This is a genomic window from Pseudomonas sp. P110(2024) (assembly GCF_057480795.1).
In genome coordinates, this window is the sequence record NZ_JBLIYT010000001.1 from 103410 (window position 1) to 118565 (window position 15156).

Here is a 15156-nt window from a genome sequence, read left to right on the forward strand (position 1 = left end):
GGGCCGCTCATGAACGCCAAGAACGCCCCGCGCCTGTTGCTGGCCGGTCTCGGCCTGGCCTGGGCCGGCAGCGGCTGGGCCGGGCAGAGCCTGGAGCAGATCCGCTACGCGCTGTACAAGGACCCAAGCGCCGACGTCACGAGCGACCTGCGCGCCCTCGCCGAGCGTGGCGACCTGGCCTCCAAGCAGCTGCTCGGCGATGTGCTGGCCAACGGCGACAGTGTCAACCGCCAGGACATCGTGAGCCTGTACCAGAAGGCCTTCGCCGATGGCCGCGGCCAGATCCCGGCGCTGGCCTCGCTGGCACGCCTGCTCGACCGCACCCCGCGCCTGCAGCGCAGCCACGAGGCGTGGGTGCGTCAGGCCCTGGCCCGCTACCCCAACGACCGTGATCCGCGCAGCACCAGCACCAGCCTGGAGGTGTTCCTGGTCTATCCGCAGCTGTTCCCCGGCGAGCGCGCCGCCGAACTGCTGGCGCTGTACGAACAGAGCTGCCTACTCAACTGCCGCCCCGAGCTATACCGCGCCGTGGTCGCCGAGCGCCAGGGCGACCGAGCCGCCGCCGAGCGCTGGTACCAGCAGGCGGCACGCATCGACCCGCGCGGCATCGAGCGCTACTACCGCTTCCTCGGCGAGCGCCAGGACCCGGCCTTCCTCGCCTTCGCCCGCAGCCTGGAGCCAGAGATGGCCAGTCTGCCGGTGGAGGTGGTGCAGCGCATCGGCGCGCTGCTGGACAGCATCCACGGCACCACCCGCGCCGAGCTGGATGCCGAGCGCGAGCAGCGCCAGAGTCGCGCCATGGGCCCCAAGGTCGAGCCGACGCCCGAGCAACTGGCCCGCGACAAGGCCGACGACCAGCTGCGCGCCGACGGCATCGCCGAAGCCCAGCGCTGGCTGGACAACGCCGTCGCCCGCGGCTACCTGCCGGCGCAGGTGTCCAAGGCCAACTTCATGATTTCCAACCCCACCGAGCACAACGCCGAGCAGGCCCAGGCGCTGATCGCCCAGGTGCGGGCCAAGGACCCGACCCGGGCCAAGGCGCTGGACGCGGCGTTCTACATGGTCAACAACTGGCTGACCCTGGATCCGCAAAAGTCCCAGGCGCTGATCGACGAACTGATCGCCGCCCATTACCCCGACGCGCAACTGCTGCTGGGCGACCTGTACAGCAAGGGCGGCCTCGACCAGCCCGACCAGGAACGCGCCCTGGCCATCTGGCAGCGACTGGCCGAACAGGGCTCGACCGCGGCCTGGTACCGCATGGCCACTGTGCACCTGCGCGGCCGGGCCATCTGCCACGACCCGGTCAAGGCCTACACCTACGCCCGCATCGCCCTAGACCTGGGCGAGACCCGTGCCCGTGGCCTGATCAAGCGGTTGGACAAGACCTTGCCCAAGGATGACATCGAGCGCGCCCTGGCCGCGCGCAACGATCTGTTGAAGGAGGCCACCCTGTGAAAGCCCATCCACCCCTGCTCGGCGCCCTGCTCGCCCTGGCGCCCCTGACAGTGCTGGCGGGCGAGGAAGTCACCGGCCCCGAGGCCGACAACAGCGCACCGGTGCGCGTCGCGACCGTTGACGGCAGCGAGCCGGTGATCACCTCGGAGTTCTTCAACAAGCTCACCGTGCAGACCGGCTACGGGCCTCAGGACGCCCAGGTCGGCCGCGAGCGCGAAAGCTTCTACAGCCTGCGCTACGAGCCGTCGTTCGCCTGGTACTCGCCGGAAAAACGCTGGGCCAGATGGATGGTCTACGGCCGCCTGTGGCTGAACTACGACTCCAGCCAGTCGAGCAACCTGGCCAACGAGTCGACCAACAACAATGAACGCGAGCAACCCGAGGGCTGGTACGCCGAGCTGCGCGAGCTGTACGTCAAGCGCAACCTGATCGGCGATGACCCGCGTTTTTCGCTGTCGTTCGGTCGCCAGCGCTTCTACGACGACTACGGTATCTGGTGGGACGACAGCCTGGAGTCGCTGCGCTTCAACTACCAGGACACCTTCAGCGATGCCTTCGTCGCGGTCGGACAGAAATTTCGCAACTACAACACCGACGTCAATTCGCTGGCCGCAAGCGAAGCGCGCACGCTGTACCTGATGGGCCAGTACGCCTATCGCTGGAGCCCGAACAACCAGGTCGGCATGCGCCTGATGCAGGAGAACGACCGCAGCGGCCACGACGTCGACGACCGCTACGACTTCAAGGGTTGGCGCTACGGGTTGTTCTTCAAGGGCGACAACCTGCCGCTGGCCAGCGACTACCACCTGGAACTGGCGGCACTGGACGGCACGATGGACAACACCGCCGGCAACGGCGTCACCAGCACCGGCCACGGCAGCCGCGGCTGGGCAGCGCTGGGCGAGGTCGGCAAGCGTTTCGAGACCTTGCCCTGGACCCCGCGCGTGGCCCTGCGCGGCGGCCTGACCGACAAGCCGGACGACGACAACGACGGCTTTCGGCTCAACCCGATCCAGTCCGACCGCATCACCCGCCAGGGCTCGTACAGCACGCGCCTTGCCAGCTCGTTCGTCGCCCTCGACCTGCGCAACCTGAGCTACTACGGCTTGGCCCTGGAGACCCGGCCCACGGCGCGCAGCGCCCTGGACCTGCGGGTGACCCAGCTCAACCTGCGCGATGAAGGCGGCGCCCTGCCGATCCGCATGGCCGCCGATGCCCGCGCCCGGCGCCAGAGCGAACTGAACGCCGGCCTGCATGGCAAGGGCGACAACGTCGGCCAGATGATCGACCTCAACTACTACTGGAAGATGTTCCCGGTAGCCCTCGACGGCAAGCACCTGGACGTCAACACCCTGGTCAGCGCCAGCTACCTCAACGCAGGCAGCGCGCTGGACAGCGGCGACGACTACCAGCTGAGTGTCGGCGTGGTGATCAGCTACTAAGGACCGGCCAGCATGATCTTCGCCTCCAACGTCTTCCTGTTCCTCTACCTGCCGCTGTTCCTGGTCATCTACTACCTGGCCCGGCCGCAGTGGCGCTCGCTGGTGATCGTCGCCGCCAGCTACGTGTTCTACGCCTGGTGGCGCCCGGACTTTTTGCTGCTGTTCGTCGCCATCACCGCCTGGAACTACGGCTTCGGTCTGCTCATCAAGGCGCGCCTGGACGCCGGCGACAAACGCCGCGCCCTGCGCCTGCTGTGGCTTGGCGTGGTCGGCAACCTGGCCACGCTCGGCTACTTCAAGTACGCCAACTTCGGCGCCGAGGTGCTGGCCCTGCTGCTGGCGCCGCTGGGCATCAACACCTGGACCCTGGAAAACATCTTCCTGCCGCTGGGTATCTCGTTCTACGTGTTCCATGCCCTGAGCTACATCGTCGACATCTACCGCAAGGATGCCACGCCCACCCGTAGCTTCATCGACTTCGCCGCCTTCGTCGCGCTGTTCCCGCACCTGGTGGCGGGGCCGATCCTGCGCTACAGCCAGCTCGCCCCGCAGCTGCGCCAGCGCAGCCACTCGCTTGAGCTGTTCTCGCTGGGGGTGTGCCGTTTCATGCTCGGCTTCATCATGAAGGTGCTGATCGCCGACCGCCTGGCGCCGATCAACGTGCTGTTCGTCGGCGAAGGCACCCTGCAGTTCAGCGATGCCTGGTTCGGCCTGGTGGTCTCGACCCTGCAGCTGTACTTCGACTTCGCCGGCTACAGCCACATGGCCCTGGGCCTGGCGCTGATGATGGGGTTCCGCTTCCCGGAAAACTTCAACCAGCCCTATGTGTCGCAGAGCATCACCGAGTTCTGGTCGCGCTGGCACATGACCCTGGCGCATTTCTTGCGCGACTACGTGTACCTGCCGCTGGTACGCAAGCGCGTGGCCGGCGCCCTGCCGGCGCTGGTGTGGACCATGCTGCTGTCGGGCCTGTGGCACGGGGCCAGTTTCGCCTTCATCTGCTGGGGGCTTTTCTTCGGCATCGGCATGGTGCTGGAGCGCAGGTTCAACCTCGCGACCAAGGTCACCACGCCCTATCACCTGGGTCGCAACCTGCGCACCGCGCTGCTGATCATCCTGAGCATGCCGCTGTTCTTCACCATGGACCTGCGCCACAGCCTGCAGATCTACCAGGCGCTGCTGGGCTTCAACGGTTTCGGTTCGCTGGAGCTCTACGTGCTCGGCGCCTCGAAGATGGCCATGGCCTTCGCCCTGGTGGCGGTCGCCTGGCTGATCCTGGCCGGGATCAACAACGTGCGCTTCTACGCCGGCAACAAGGAAGGCTACTTCATGCGTCACGTCGGCGTGCTGCACAGCCTGCTGCTGTGGGGCGGCTTCCTGCTGGCGCTGAGCAGCCTGGCGGCCAGTTCGTTCTCGCCGTTCCTGTATTTCCAGTTCTAGGAGAGTGCCATGTACCCGGTGATGAATTCGGCCGGCAAGGCCAACGGTGTGGTCTTCGCCCTGGCGCTGGCGGCGATGTTCGTCTATTCGCTGCCGCCTGTGCTGAGCTTCGCCCGCGCCCAGACCGACAGCTGGAACCTGTTTGTCGATGGCAAGCTGCTGCGCAAGTTCGAACAGGTCTACGACAAGCGCCTGTTCCTGCGCGCACCTTCACAGCGGCTGTGGGCCGACGCCCAGTTCCAGCTGTTCGGCGAAGGCACCAAGGGCGTGGTGCTGGGCAAGGACGGCTGGCTCTACACCAACCAGGAATACCGCGTGCCCAACGACCTGGACGCCAGCCTGGCGAGCCAGCTGGAGCAAATCGTCAAAGTCCAGAGGCAACTGGCCGAGCACGGCAAGCACCTGGTGCTGCTGCCGCTGCCGATGAAGCTGGATATCTACGCCAGACACGCCGAGCGCGCCTTCGATCCGCGGGTGCACAGCCTCTACGACCGCTTCGTCGCCGACCTGCAGCTACGCCGGCTGGACGTGGTGCCACTGCGCGACGCCTACCTGCGCCACCTGGCCGGCCCACGGCTGTTCCTCAAGTCCGACACCCACTGGAGCCCGGACGGCGCGCGCCTGTCGGCCTATGAACTGGCCCGCCAGCGCCCGCAGCTGCTCGGCGACCAGGTGTACGTCTCGCACAAGGCCGGTGACAAGACGGTCAAGGGCGACCTGATGAACTACCTGCAGTTCGACCATGCGCGCCTGGCGCCGCAGTTCGGCCCCAACCCGATCGAGCTGTACGAGACCCTCCAGGCCGAACAGGACAGCGACGCGCTGTTCGCCGAACAGTCGCAAAGCCTGCTGCTGGTAGGCACCAGCTACAGCAAGATCGACGACTGGAACTTCGTCGGGTTCCTCAAGGAGGCGCTCAAGCGCGACCTGCTGTCCATCGCCGTGGAGGCCCGCGGGCCGTTCGAGGCGATGAACCAGTTCCTCGCCGGCGACCAGTTGCAGAACCCGCAGATCGATACCGTGGTCTGGGAGTTCCCCCTGCGCACCCTGTTGGCCCATCGTCCCGGCGCGCTGACCCGCAGCGCCCAGCCCGGGCATTTCTGACGTCCCTAGGAGAACCTGATGAAGCTTTCACCCCTGTTCACCGCCCTGGCGCTGGCCGCCGCCAGCCACACTGCCCTGGCCGCCGAAGGCAACGCCGACCTGTACGACGCCGTGGCCCCGGCCGATTCGGCGTTCGTGCGCGTACTCAACCTGTCCGACAGCAATGTCGAGGTGGCCCTGAGCGGCAAGCTCAACGCGCAGAAGGTCGCCCCCGGTCAGCTCAGCGGCTACCGCTTCGTGCCGGCCGGCGTGCACAGGATCGGCATCGGCGCCAAGGCCATCGAACCGAACCTGGCGGCCAACGCCGCCAGCACCGTGGTCTATGACGGCAAGCAGTTGCAGTTGATCGCCGACCAGTACGTCAACGAGCCGAAGAAGGCCCAGGTGGCCTTCTACAACCTGACGCCAGCCCAGGCCACGCTGCGCACCGCCGACGGCAAGCACGAGGTGGTCAAGGCCCTGGCCAGCGGCCAGACCGGCGCGCGCATGGTCAACGAGATCAAGATCGACTTCGCCGCCTATGTCGGCGACCAGGAAGTGGCCAGCTTCGACGAGCTGTTCCTCAAGAAGGGCCGCTCGTACAGCTATGTGCTGCTGCCAGGCAACCGCAGCCTGAGCCTGGCCAACAGCATCGACCCGACCGAGTGACGCCGTGCCGCACGCAAGGATGACTGGCCCATGAACACCCTCCTCCCCCTCGGCCTTGCGGCCACCCTGGCCCTGCTCGGCACGCAGGCAAAGGCCGCCGAGCCCGCCCGGCCCGGCTGCGAAAACCTGCAGTGCATGGTCTGCCCGGCCCTGGCCGAACCGCAGCACTATGCCGAAGGGCGCATGAAGCTGATGCGCCAGATCGTCCCCGGCAAGGAGCGCTGGCTGTTCCGCTCGATGGTCGACCTGACCAATGACTTCGGCATTCCCGCGCCCATGCGCCCGGAGTTCGCCCGACTGATGAACGCGTTCCACCGCCAGGGCATCCAGGTGGCCATGGCGATCCAGCCGACCCGCGGCCTGATGCACCGCGACAAGCTCTACCCCGATCAACTGCACGGATTCGACTACCCGCGCGCCAGCCGCAACCTAGACAGCTACCTGGGGCAACTCCGTCAGGCCGGTGCGGTGGTGGCGCCGATGATGCAGTTGGTGCGCCAGCCACCCCAGGCTGAGTACTTCTTCCGCCGCGACCACCACTGGACGCCGAGCGGCGCCGAGGCGACGGCCAAACTGATGGCCGAAGAGATCCGCCGCCAGCCGTTCTACGACAGCCTGACCAAAAAGCGCTACAGCACCGAGCCCGGCGTGATGGTGCCCAAGGACGGCACCCTGAACCTGGCCCTGAGCTACATCTGCGGCAACAACTACGGTTTCCAGTACGTGCGCGGCTACCAGACCGTGCCGCTGACCGACAGCAGCGACGCCCTGTTCGACGAGGCGCCCGACCCCGAGGTGATCCTGGTCGGCGACAGCAACGCCGCGGCTCGCGAGGACGAGAGCAAGCAGTTCAACTTCGACGGCTACCTGAAACAGTACCTGGAGGCGGATGTCCTCAACTACGCCCTGCCCGGCGTGGGCGAGGACGGCTCGCTGCTGGAGTACCTGCTGTCCGCCGACTACAAGCCCGAGGCGCCGCCCAAGCTGATCGTCTGGGAACTGCCGGCCAACTACCGCCTGGATTCGCCGTTGATGTACCGCCAGTTGGTGCCGGCGATACACGGCGGCTGCAAGGCGTCCAGGGAAATCCTTGGCACGAAATTGCAGCGTCCGCCACTCAAGGTCGGCGAGCGCATAGAGTTGCTGAGCAATGCTGGCGGCGCCCGGCAGGCCGTGTCCAAGGGCTTTCTCGATATCCGCCTGAGCGACAGGAGCGTCAAGGACTTCTACATCATCGTCTATTACGACAATGGCGCCCGCGACAAGGTGTGGTTCCGCCGCGAGGCGGCCGTAAGCGGCGGCCAGTACTACCTGGAACTGAGCAAGGCCCCCGAGTTCGCCGGCGCCAACCTGCTTTCGGTGTTCCTCGAACCAACCAAGGCCGGCACCGCCGCCACCGATGTGGAGACCCGCCTGTGCCTGTGAAACCGGCCCCTGGGGTGCTCCTGCTACTTGCAATCGCCCTGCTGCCCCTCCCCACCCACGCAGCTCAATCGATCTGGCCCGCCCGCGCCACCGCGCAATCGGCCATGATCGGCGACTACCGCACCCTCACCTGCAGCAAGGCGCCGCCACCGCCCTACACCGCCAGCCTGCACCTGCAAAGCAAGTACGACCCGCGCGACGCCAGCAAGTCCACCCTGCGCGCCAGCCCCGATGCCGACAGCGAGCGCGTCGCCCGGCAGATCAAGCAGTTCGTCGGCGGCCTGATCCAGGCCGGCAAGCGCTTCCAGAACGCCAGCAAGCCGCAGCAGGCCAACATGGCCCTGGCCTGCCAGGACCAGTGGCTGGAACACTGGGCGCAAGCGGGCGCCCTACTCGACCCGGACGCCAGCAACACCGGCATGGCAGCGCGCAAGTGGGCCCTGGCGGCCATGGCCGGCGCGGTGCTGCTGACCCAGGCGGCAGCCGACGGCAAGGCGCCGCTCAGCCCCGCGCAACGACGCTGGTTCAACCAGCTCGGCGAGCAGGTGATCCGCGAATACGACCCGCGCCGCCAGTCCACCACGGTCTACTTCAACAACCACGACTACTGGGCCGCCTGGGCGGTGGCCGCCGCCGGCATGCTGGTGGACCGCGACGACTTCATCCGCTGGGCCGACGGCAACCTGCGCCGGGGCCTGGCCCAGGCTGTGCGCAGTGGCGACCAGGCCTACCTGCCGCTGGAAGTGGCGCGCAGCAAGCTGGCCGCCAACTACAGCCAGTACGCCTTGGTGCCGCTGGTGCTTCTTGGCGAGTCGGCCCGGGCCAACGGCCTGGCCTGGAGCGAGGACGACCAACGCACCCTCGACCAGCTGGCCACCTTCGCCGCCCGCAGCGTGCTCGCCCCGGACTCCCTGCCCCAGCTCAAGGGCCAGCGCCAGGCCGACGTCGCACCCTACAAGCTGGCCTGGCTGATCCCGTTCCTGGCCCGTCGACCCGAGCATGCCCTCGCCCGCCAGCTCTACGACAGCGAGGACGGCGAAGTGGACAACTACAGCCAGATCGGCGGCCCGCTCAAGCCGGCCTACCCCAACCTGCCTTGATCAAGGACGCTCCCATGGCACCGTTCAGCCGCTTTTCTTTCACCTGCCTGGCCGCCCTGCTGCTGGCGACAACCACCCAGGCCGCGCCGGTGCTGGACACGTTGCCCCAGGCGCAGCACCAGCAGCAGCTGGAGCAACTGCGCCACCAGGCCCGTCAGGCGGTGACCTTCGAGCAGGCGCGCCGCCCGCCACCTGCGGGCCGCGCCAGCGTCAGCCTGCAACCGATGTTCTCGTCCCAGGCCGGCAGCTGGCCGTTCGAGCCGTTCGTCAACAACGGCCTGTTCCGCGCCATCGCCGGCTACCAGGCGCATCACCCCCAGGCCGTGGTGCTGCGCGGTGGCAGCATCACCCTGGCGCAGCTGTACGATGCGCTGCACGACCCACGGGTGCTCAAGCGCTACAAGGACGGCTACCTGCTGAGCTACCCGTTGATGATCGGCGCCGATGCCGGGCTGCGGCTGGAGGGCACGCGCCTCTACCTGTACAGTTTCTCCGGTACCGCACTGATCAACCAGGGCTGGCTGGGGCTGAACCAATCGACGCTGGAAAGCGTCGCCGGCGACAAGCCCGGCAACACCGACCGTGCCTGGCGGCCCTTCGTGGTGGCCTGGGCGGGCAGCCATACCGAGGTGATCGGCTCGACGCTCAAGCGCCTGGGCTACAACGCCAACCTGTCCCGCGGCCTGAGCACCGCGCTCAGCACCCAGCAGGCGGCCAGTACGCGTCCCGCCACGCTGCTGGTGGAAGCCAGCCATTTCAGCGAGCTGTCCAGCGCGGTGGAGCTGCAGCACAGCCAGGCGACCATCATCGACAGCCGTTTCGAAGGCTCGCAGCAGTATGCCATCGACACCCGCGACAGCCAGCTGAGCCTGCGTGGCAACCAGTTGCGCGGCGTCGACAACAACAGCGGCGTGCGCCTGCGTGGCCAGACCCGGGCATTGATCGAAAACAACCTGATCCTCGGCGCCGCCAAGGCCGCCATCGAGATCAGCGACCAGCACGGCACCGTGCTGCTGGCCGGCAATCGCATCGGCGACAGCCGTGGCCATGGCATCCAGCTGCGCAACCTCGCGCCGACGGCCGAAGCCCAGTTGCTGATCGACGACAACCTGCTGGCCAGCAGCCAGGGCAGCGCGGTGGATGCCAGCGAGGTCACGGGCCTGACGCTGGTGGGTAACCGGATCGGCAATACGCCGGAGTACGCCATCAGCTTGCGCAATGCCACGCCGCAGCCCGGGCCGCTGGTGATCAGCGGCAATCGCCTGGGGCAGGTGGGCAAGGCCGTGGTGCGGGTCGAGGGGGTGCGCGAGGTCGAGTTGGGGGGCAATCGCTTCAATGGCAAGGCACTGCTGCAGAACCTGCTGGCCGGCGACCTGCTGGCGTTGCAGGGGCCGGTGCTGGAGGCAATGCTGGTTCAGGAACAGATGGTCAGGGTGCGCCAGGACTGAAAAATACACGGCCCCTGAGCGGCCTTGTGTCGCGAAAGGGGCGCGGAGCGGCCCCAGGACTTCAGCGTAAAAGCAAAGATCGCCGGGGCCGCGTTGCGGCCCTTTCGCGACGCAAGGCCGCTCACACAGGATGGTGTCAGGGCACCGGGCGCTGCATCCGCACAAAGCACTCGTCCATCCCGACCTCGACGAACCCTCGGCGCTGATACAGGCGCCGCGCCGGGTTGCTGCTGAACACCATCAGCCGCAGCCACGGCAACCGGCGCTGTACAGTCCAGCCAGCCAACTGCTCCAGCACCCAGCCGCCCACGCCCCGGCCACGATGCTCGCGCAGCAGATGCAGCTCGCGGATATACAGCGCCTGGCGGTCCTGGCTGAGGCTGCAAAAGCCCAGCACCCGATCGTCCTCGACCACCAGCCACTGTTCGCGCCAGCACCAGGCTTCATCGAAGGCTTCCTCGATCCACAACAGGTCGAATTCGCGGTAATACGGCAGCATGGCGCGGCGCGTGAGGTCACGGGCAAACGTGAGGTGTTCGTCGGTCGCAGGGATCAGTTCAAGGGGCATAACACACCGGCGAACTGGCCGGCCCACGGCGCTCCAGTTCGTCCTCAAGCCACCGGGCCAGCACCTGGGCGTTGTTGTGCTCGGAGTCCTTGCCGGCGTACAGCAAGGTCAGGTCGCCTTTGCCGGCCAGGTCCAGCAGCGGATACCAGTGCTCGGGGTGGGCGGCCAACTCCTGCTGGTAGCGCTGGGTGAAACCGGCAAAGTCGAGCTCGCCGGCGTGAAACGCCTTGCGCAGTGCGTCGGACGGCGCCACTTCACGCAGCCACTGCCCGTGCAGGTCCTCCTTGCGTTTGTTGCGCGGCCAAAGACGATCGACCAGCACGCGTTGGCCATCCCCGCCCTCGAGCGCCTCGTAGACGCGTTTACAGCGAATCATGCAGCACTCCTGCGACATCGTTCCCCAGACAGCCTAGGGCCTTCATTGATCGAGGTCACGCCCTGGTAACGAATTGTTTCTATGCTGAAGACCTTCGGCACCACCGCCCGACGCCAACCGGAGCCCTCATGGCAACCCCGTCCCTGGCCAGCCAGTCCGACCTGACCCTGCCCAGCCCGCGCCCTCACCTTGCCCACAAACCCGGACGCGCCACCCTCACCCTGTTCTTCGGCCTGCTGCTGGCCGGCCTGGCCTACACCTTCTGGAGCCTGAAGCAGGATGTCAGCGCCAGCGGCACCGTGGTCACCACCGTCACCCCCTTCCTGCTGCTGGGCCTGGCCCTGCTGATCGCCCTGGGCTTCGAGTTCGTCAACGGCTTCCACGACACCGCCAATGCCGTGGCCACGGTGATCTACACCCATTCGCTGCCGGCGCCGGTGGCGGTGGTCTGGTCGGGGTTGTGCAATTTCCTCGGCGTGCTGCTCTCCAGCGGCGCGGTGGCCTTCGGCATCATCGCCCTGCTGCCGGTGGAGCTGATCCTGCAGGTCGGCTCGTCGACCGGCTTCGCCATGGTCTTCGCCCTGCTGCTGGCGGCGATCATCTGGAACCTCGGCACCTGGTGGCTGGGCCTGCCAGCGTCGTCCTCGCACACCCTGATCGGCTCGATCATCGGCGTGGGCGTGGCCAACGCGCTGATGCACGGGCGCGACGGCACCAGCGGCGTGGACTGGACCCAGGCCAGCAAGGTCGGCTACGCCCTGCTGTTCTCGCCGCTGATCGGCTTCGCCTGCGCCGCCCTGCTGCTGCTCGCCCTGCGCGCGCTGGTCAAGCGCCGCGAGCTGTACCAGGCGCCAGAAGGCCAGACGCCGCCGCCCTGGTGGATCCGCGGCGTGCTGATCCTCACCTGCACTGGCGTGTCGTTCGCCCACGGCTCCAACGATGGCCAGAAAGGCATGGGCCTGATCATGCTGATCCTGGTCGGCACCCTGCCGATGGCCTATGCGCTGAACAAGACCATGCCCAACGAGCAGGCCCTGCAGTTCTCGGCGGTCGCCGAGGTCACCCGCCAGGCCTTGGCGCGCGCAGTACCGTCCCCTGCCCCGGCCGATCCACGCCAGGTCCTGACCACGTTCATCGGCGAGCCCAAGGCCAGTGCCGAGCTGATCCCGGCGCTGGCCGCGCTGACCGGCATGATTGGCGAGGAAGTCAAAGGCTACGGCTCGCTCAAGCGCGTGCCGGCCGAGGCCATGGCCAACGTGCGCAACGACATGTACCTGACCAGCGAGGCCATCCGCCTGATCGACAAGCACCAACTGGCCCGCTACGACGCCGATACCCGCCGCCATGTGCAACTGTTCAAGCGCCAATTGGACGACGCAACCCGCTATATCCCGCTGTGGGTCAAGGTGGCGGTGGCCATCGCCCTGGGCCTGGGCACCATGGTCGGCTGGCGGCGCATCGTGGTGACGGTGGGCGAGAAGATCGGCAAGACCCACCTGAGCTATGCCCAGGGCGCTTCGGCCGAGGTGGTGGCGATGTGTACCATCGGCGCCGCGGACCTGTTCGGCCTGCCGGTGTCGACCACTCACGTGCTGAGTTCAGGCGTGGCCGGGAGCATGGTGGCCAATGGCTCGGGGATTCAACGCAAGACGCTGGTCAACCTGCTGATGGCCTGGGTATTGACGTTGCCGGCTGCAATGTTGCTGGCGGGTTGCTTGTACTGGTTGCTGAACCAGATCCTCTGAGGACTCGCGACGGGGGCGCCTTGCGCCCCCAGCAAGGTTATTCCGGGATCTTCAGGCCACGCTGTACAGCCGGGCGTTCAAGGAACTTCGCCAACACCCGCTGTACTTCCGTGAAATCATCGAACCCCACCAGCTCGCGCGCGTTGTAGCGCTCCACCAGGTTGCGCACCCAGGGGAAGATGGCGATATCGGCGATGCTGTACGCATCGACCATCCACTCCCGCCCCTGCAGGTGCCGGTCGAGCACGCCCAGCAGGCGCTTGGACTCATTGACGTAGCGATCCCGGGGCCGCTTGTCCTCGTACGCCTTGCCGGCGAAGAAGTGAAAGAACCCCACCTGGCCGAACATCGGCCCGATGCCGCCCATCTGGAACATCAGCCACTGCAAGGTCTGGTAGCGCTGGGCAGGGTCCTGGCTGAGCAACTGCCCGCTCTTCTCGGCCAGGTACTGCAGGATCGCCCCGGACTCGAACAACGGCAGCGGCTGGCCACCAGGGCCATCGGGGTCGAGGATTGCCGGAATCTTGTTGTTGGCGCTCAGGGAGATGAACTCGGGGCTCAGCTGGTCGTCGTTGTCGAAACTGATCTTGTGCACCTCGTAAGGCAGGCCGATCTCTTCGAGCATGATCGAGACCTTGACGCCGTTGGGCGTGGCCAGCGAATACAGCTGCAGGCGCTCGGGATGCCGGGCCGGCCATTTGCAGGTGATGGGGAATACGGAAAGACCGGTCATGTTCGCGCCCTGAAGGTAGAGGGACTCAATTTAAAGACTGTCGGGCGTCCTGACCATCACCCAGTCTCGGTGTCGCTCGTCACCGCAGGGAAAGATCGCCTCGCCCACCTTGCGAAAGCCATTGCGCCCGTAGAACCGGATGGCCCTGGCGTTGAGTTCGTTGACGGTCAGGCGGACCGGGCCACGGGTATGGGCCAGGATAGCCTCGAGCAGTGACTGCGCGGCACCCGTGCCGTGGGCGGCGGGCAGCACATAGCAACGGGAAATCTCCACCAGATGATCGGCCGCGGCGATCCCCAGCTCACCGGGCGCCAGGTCGAGCATGCTGTAGCCCAGCACCTGGCCTCCCTCCTCGACCACCAGCAGGCGCTTGTGCGGGTGGCGCAGGTGCGCCTGGAAATGCTCGGGCTGCAGGTTGTGGGCGATGTAGTGCTGCTGCGCCGCCGGAGCGCTGTCGGGCGGGCTGGCCAGGGCGAAGGTGGCCTGGCCGATGTGGCTCAAGATTACGCAGTCGTCGCTGCGCGCCGGGCGGATCTGGTAAGGCATGACAACATCCTGTCGGGCAGCCGGTTCGCCCTCGACAATGCCAGCCTTGCCCGGCCCTGTCCATGTGCCGCCAGACAACAAGGTTTTCCCTATGGCCTGTTATTTTTGCCAGTAGACGCCCTTGCAGCGGCCCTCCATCTTCGCAGGACGAAAATCATCCGCGCAGCCCATTGGAGAAAAGATATGACCACCGAATCAGCTCAGGAGATCGGCGTCACAATCTATGGCCAGAACAGCACCTCAGCCAGCGTTTTGAAGGTGTATCGCCAGGATTGGTTCGATGATGATTTTGGCTTTACCATCGAAGCCGTCAGCGACGGAAATCCAGCGCATGCACAATATTGGCTGAAGTTAACCGGCTACTGGAGTCCCAGAGCTGGCGACTACCTGCTAACCGCTGAAGATCAAGGCGAAAAACCACATATCCTGGTCGAATTCGGTTATTTCGAGAAATCTATCAAGGCTATTGAAGCAGGAACGTTCGAACTTCATATGATTGATTACAAAGAGCGTTCGTTGACCGGCCGATTCGAATTCCCGGTGGAACTGGACGATGCTGAGTTTGACATCGAAAGCTGGGAGTTCGACGTAGCAGCCGGTACCTGATCATCCCTGCTGATGAGCCTGGCGCTTGAGTTTCTCGGTATCGACCCGCACGAACACCGAGTCAGCGGTGACAGTCAGCACATCCCCGGCCCAGACCTCGCAGATCACCCGGCTCTTGCGCCCTACCTCACCCTCGACCCGTGCCTTGAGCAGCAGCTCGACGCCCATCGGGGTGGGTTTGAGGTAGGTCAGGCTCAGTTGGCCGGTAACGCAGTCGATACGCGGCAGGCTGCCGGGCTCGCGGCCTTCGGCGCGGTAGTGGTGGGCCATGGCGGTCCAGTTGGAATGGCAATCGACCAGCATGGCCAGCAGGCCGCCGTAGACCAGGCCGGGCCAGCCGATGAAGGTCGGGTCGGGGGAATGACGGCACAGCAGGTGGACGCCGTCGTCATCCCAGTGACTCTGCACATGCAGGCCGCTGGGGTGGGAGCACCCGCAACCGTAGCATGTGCCATCAGGGGCGGCGAGTTGTTGCAGGGAGGGGGCTTGTTCGGTCATACACGTCCTTGGCTTGTTG

The 15156-nt window shown here is 66.3% G+C and carries 15 protein-coding genes; 10 read left to right on the top strand and 5 right to left on the bottom strand.

Going from position 1 to position 15156, the window contains the following annotated elements; translation table 11 throughout:
- The first annotated feature begins 9 nt into the window (after positions 1–9).
- The 8 genes from AC25ND_RS00520 to AC25ND_RS00555 are packed head-to-tail and all read left to right on the top strand — an operon-like array spanning position 10 to position 10065.
- Positions 10–1458: a tetratricopeptide repeat protein gene (locus AC25ND_RS00520; RefSeq protein WP_486976015.1), complete on the top strand. Its 1449-nt coding sequence runs from the start codon at positions 10–12 to the stop codon at positions 1456–1458.
- On the top strand, positions 1455–2900 hold the full coding sequence (locus AC25ND_RS00525) for an alginate export family protein (RefSeq protein ID WP_088852441.1): 1446 nt from the start codon (positions 1455–1457) through the stop codon (positions 2898–2900). The genes AC25ND_RS00520 and AC25ND_RS00525 overlap by 4 nt, the downstream gene beginning before the upstream one ends.
- A 12-nt stretch (positions 2901–2912) precedes the next feature.
- Positions 2913–4340 (top strand): MBOAT family O-acyltransferase, encoded by a 1428-nt coding sequence (locus AC25ND_RS00530; protein WP_182324471.1) that lies wholly within the window; start codon positions 2913–2915, stop codon positions 4338–4340.
- A gap of 9 nt (positions 4341–4349) precedes the next feature.
- Complete coding sequence (locus AC25ND_RS00535) at positions 4350–5444, top strand: alginate O-acetyltransferase (RefSeq protein WP_213882999.1); 1095 nt, start codon at positions 4350–4352, stop codon at positions 5442–5444.
- Between the two features lie 18 nt (positions 5445–5462).
- Positions 5463–6092: an alginate O-acetyltransferase AlgF gene (locus AC25ND_RS00540; protein WP_062359420.1), complete on the top strand. Its 630-nt coding sequence runs from the start codon at positions 5463–5465 to the stop codon at positions 6090–6092.
- A 30-nt stretch (positions 6093–6122) separates the two neighbouring features.
- On the top strand, positions 6123–7517 hold the full coding sequence (locus tag AC25ND_RS00545) for an alginate O-acetyltransferase AlgX-related protein (protein WP_062359422.1): 1395 nt from the start codon (positions 6123–6125) through the stop codon (positions 7515–7517).
- Positions 7508–8617, top strand: coding sequence for a polysaccharide lyase (locus AC25ND_RS00550; RefSeq protein ID WP_028692537.1), 1110 nt, complete (start codon positions 7508–7510; stop codon positions 8615–8617). Before AC25ND_RS00545 ends, AC25ND_RS00550 begins: the two co-directional genes overlap by 10 nt.
- Positions 8618–8631: 14 nt before the next feature.
- Positions 8632–10065 (top strand): right-handed parallel beta-helix repeat-containing protein, encoded by a 1434-nt coding sequence (locus tag AC25ND_RS00555; protein WP_236248154.1) that lies wholly within the window; start codon positions 8632–8634, stop codon positions 10063–10065.
- Between the two features lie 136 nt (positions 10066–10201).
- Here the strand turns inward: AC25ND_RS00555 and AC25ND_RS00560 are convergent, their stop codons facing one another.
- Together AC25ND_RS00560 and AC25ND_RS00565 are read right to left on the bottom strand one after the other, a co-directional pair.
- Entirely contained in the window at positions 10202–10633 is a 432-nt protein-coding gene (locus AC25ND_RS00560; protein WP_186595433.1) for a GNAT family N-acetyltransferase, read from the bottom strand.
- Entirely contained in the window at positions 10623–11009 is a 387-nt protein-coding gene (locus tag AC25ND_RS00565; RefSeq protein WP_028692539.1) for a DUF488 domain-containing protein, read from the bottom strand. The genes AC25ND_RS00560 and AC25ND_RS00565 overlap by 11 nt, the downstream gene beginning before the upstream one ends.
- Positions 11010–11137: 128 nt before the next feature.
- Here AC25ND_RS00565 and AC25ND_RS00570 point away from each other — a divergent pair, with 128 nt between their 5' ends.
- Complete coding sequence (locus AC25ND_RS00570; protein WP_062359428.1) at positions 11138–12754, top strand: inorganic phosphate transporter; 1617 nt, start codon at positions 11138–11140, stop codon at positions 12752–12754.
- Between the two features lie 37 nt (positions 12755–12791).
- Here the strand turns inward: AC25ND_RS00570 and AC25ND_RS00575 are convergent, their stop codons facing one another.
- A complete protein-coding gene (locus AC25ND_RS00575; RefSeq protein ID WP_186595435.1) occupies positions 12792–13487 on the bottom strand; it encodes a glutathione S-transferase N-terminal domain-containing protein in 696 nt (231 codons plus the stop codon).
- 30 nt (positions 13488–13517) lie between these two features.
- The gene (locus AC25ND_RS00580) at positions 13518–14033 is read right to left on the bottom strand and encodes a GNAT family N-acetyltransferase (protein ID WP_186595437.1); all 516 of its coding nucleotides are present in this window, start codon (positions 14031–14033) and stop codon (positions 13518–13520) included.
- Between the two features lie 183 nt (positions 14034–14216).
- On the opposite strand from AC25ND_RS00580, the gene AC25ND_RS00585 reads away from it, so the two are divergent.
- Positions 14217–14639: a hypothetical protein gene (locus AC25ND_RS00585; RefSeq protein WP_182324482.1), complete on the top strand. Its 423-nt coding sequence runs from the start codon at positions 14217–14219 to the stop codon at positions 14637–14639.
- Here the strand turns inward: AC25ND_RS00585 and AC25ND_RS00590 are convergent, their stop codons facing one another.
- On the bottom strand, positions 14640–15137 hold the full coding sequence (locus AC25ND_RS00590; protein WP_182324484.1) for a PaaI family thioesterase: 498 nt from the start codon (positions 15135–15137) through the stop codon (positions 14640–14642).
- Between the last annotated feature and the right edge of the window lie 19 nt (positions 15138–15156).

Bases quoted from the DNA above. Each gene is read 5' to 3' on its own strand.
- AC25ND_RS00520 (WP_486976015.1), top strand. From the start codon at position 10: ATGAACGCCAAGAACGCCCCGCGCCTGTTGCTGGCCGGTCTCGGCCTG.
- AC25ND_RS00580 (WP_186595437.1), bottom strand. From the start codon at position 14,033: ATGCCTTACCAGATCCGCCCGGCGCGCAGCGACGACTGCGTAATCTTG.
- AC25ND_RS00590 (WP_182324484.1), bottom strand. From the start codon at position 15,137: ATGACCGAACAAGCCCCCTCCCTGCAACAACTCGCCGCCCCTGATGGC.
- AC25ND_RS00575 (WP_186595435.1), bottom strand. From the start codon at position 13,487: ATGACCGGTCTTTCCGTATTCCCCATCACCTGCAAATGGCCGGCCCGG.
- AC25ND_RS00565 (WP_028692539.1), bottom strand. From the start codon at position 11,009: ATGATTCGCTGTAAACGCGTCTACGAGGCGCTCGAGGGCGGGGATGGC.
- AC25ND_RS00560 (WP_186595433.1), bottom strand. From the start codon at position 10,633: ATGCCCCTTGAACTGATCCCTGCGACCGACGAACACCTCACGTTTGCC.
- AC25ND_RS00570 (WP_062359428.1), top strand. From the start codon at position 11,138: ATGGCAACCCCGTCCCTGGCCAGCCAGTCCGACCTGACCCTGCCCAGC.
- AC25ND_RS00540 (WP_062359420.1), top strand. From the start codon at position 5,463: ATGAAGCTTTCACCCCTGTTCACCGCCCTGGCGCTGGCCGCCGCCAGC.
- AC25ND_RS00535 (WP_213882999.1), top strand. From the start codon at position 4,350: ATGTACCCGGTGATGAATTCGGCCGGCAAGGCCAACGGTGTGGTCTTC.
- AC25ND_RS00585 (WP_182324482.1), top strand. From the start codon at position 14,217: ATGACCACCGAATCAGCTCAGGAGATCGGCGTCACAATCTATGGCCAG.
- AC25ND_RS00555 (WP_236248154.1), top strand. From the start codon at position 8,632: ATGGCACCGTTCAGCCGCTTTTCTTTCACCTGCCTGGCCGCCCTGCTG.
- AC25ND_RS00530 (WP_182324471.1), top strand. From the start codon at position 2,913: ATGATCTTCGCCTCCAACGTCTTCCTGTTCCTCTACCTGCCGCTGTTC.
- AC25ND_RS00545 (WP_062359422.1), top strand. From the start codon at position 6,123: ATGAACACCCTCCTCCCCCTCGGCCTTGCGGCCACCCTGGCCCTGCTC.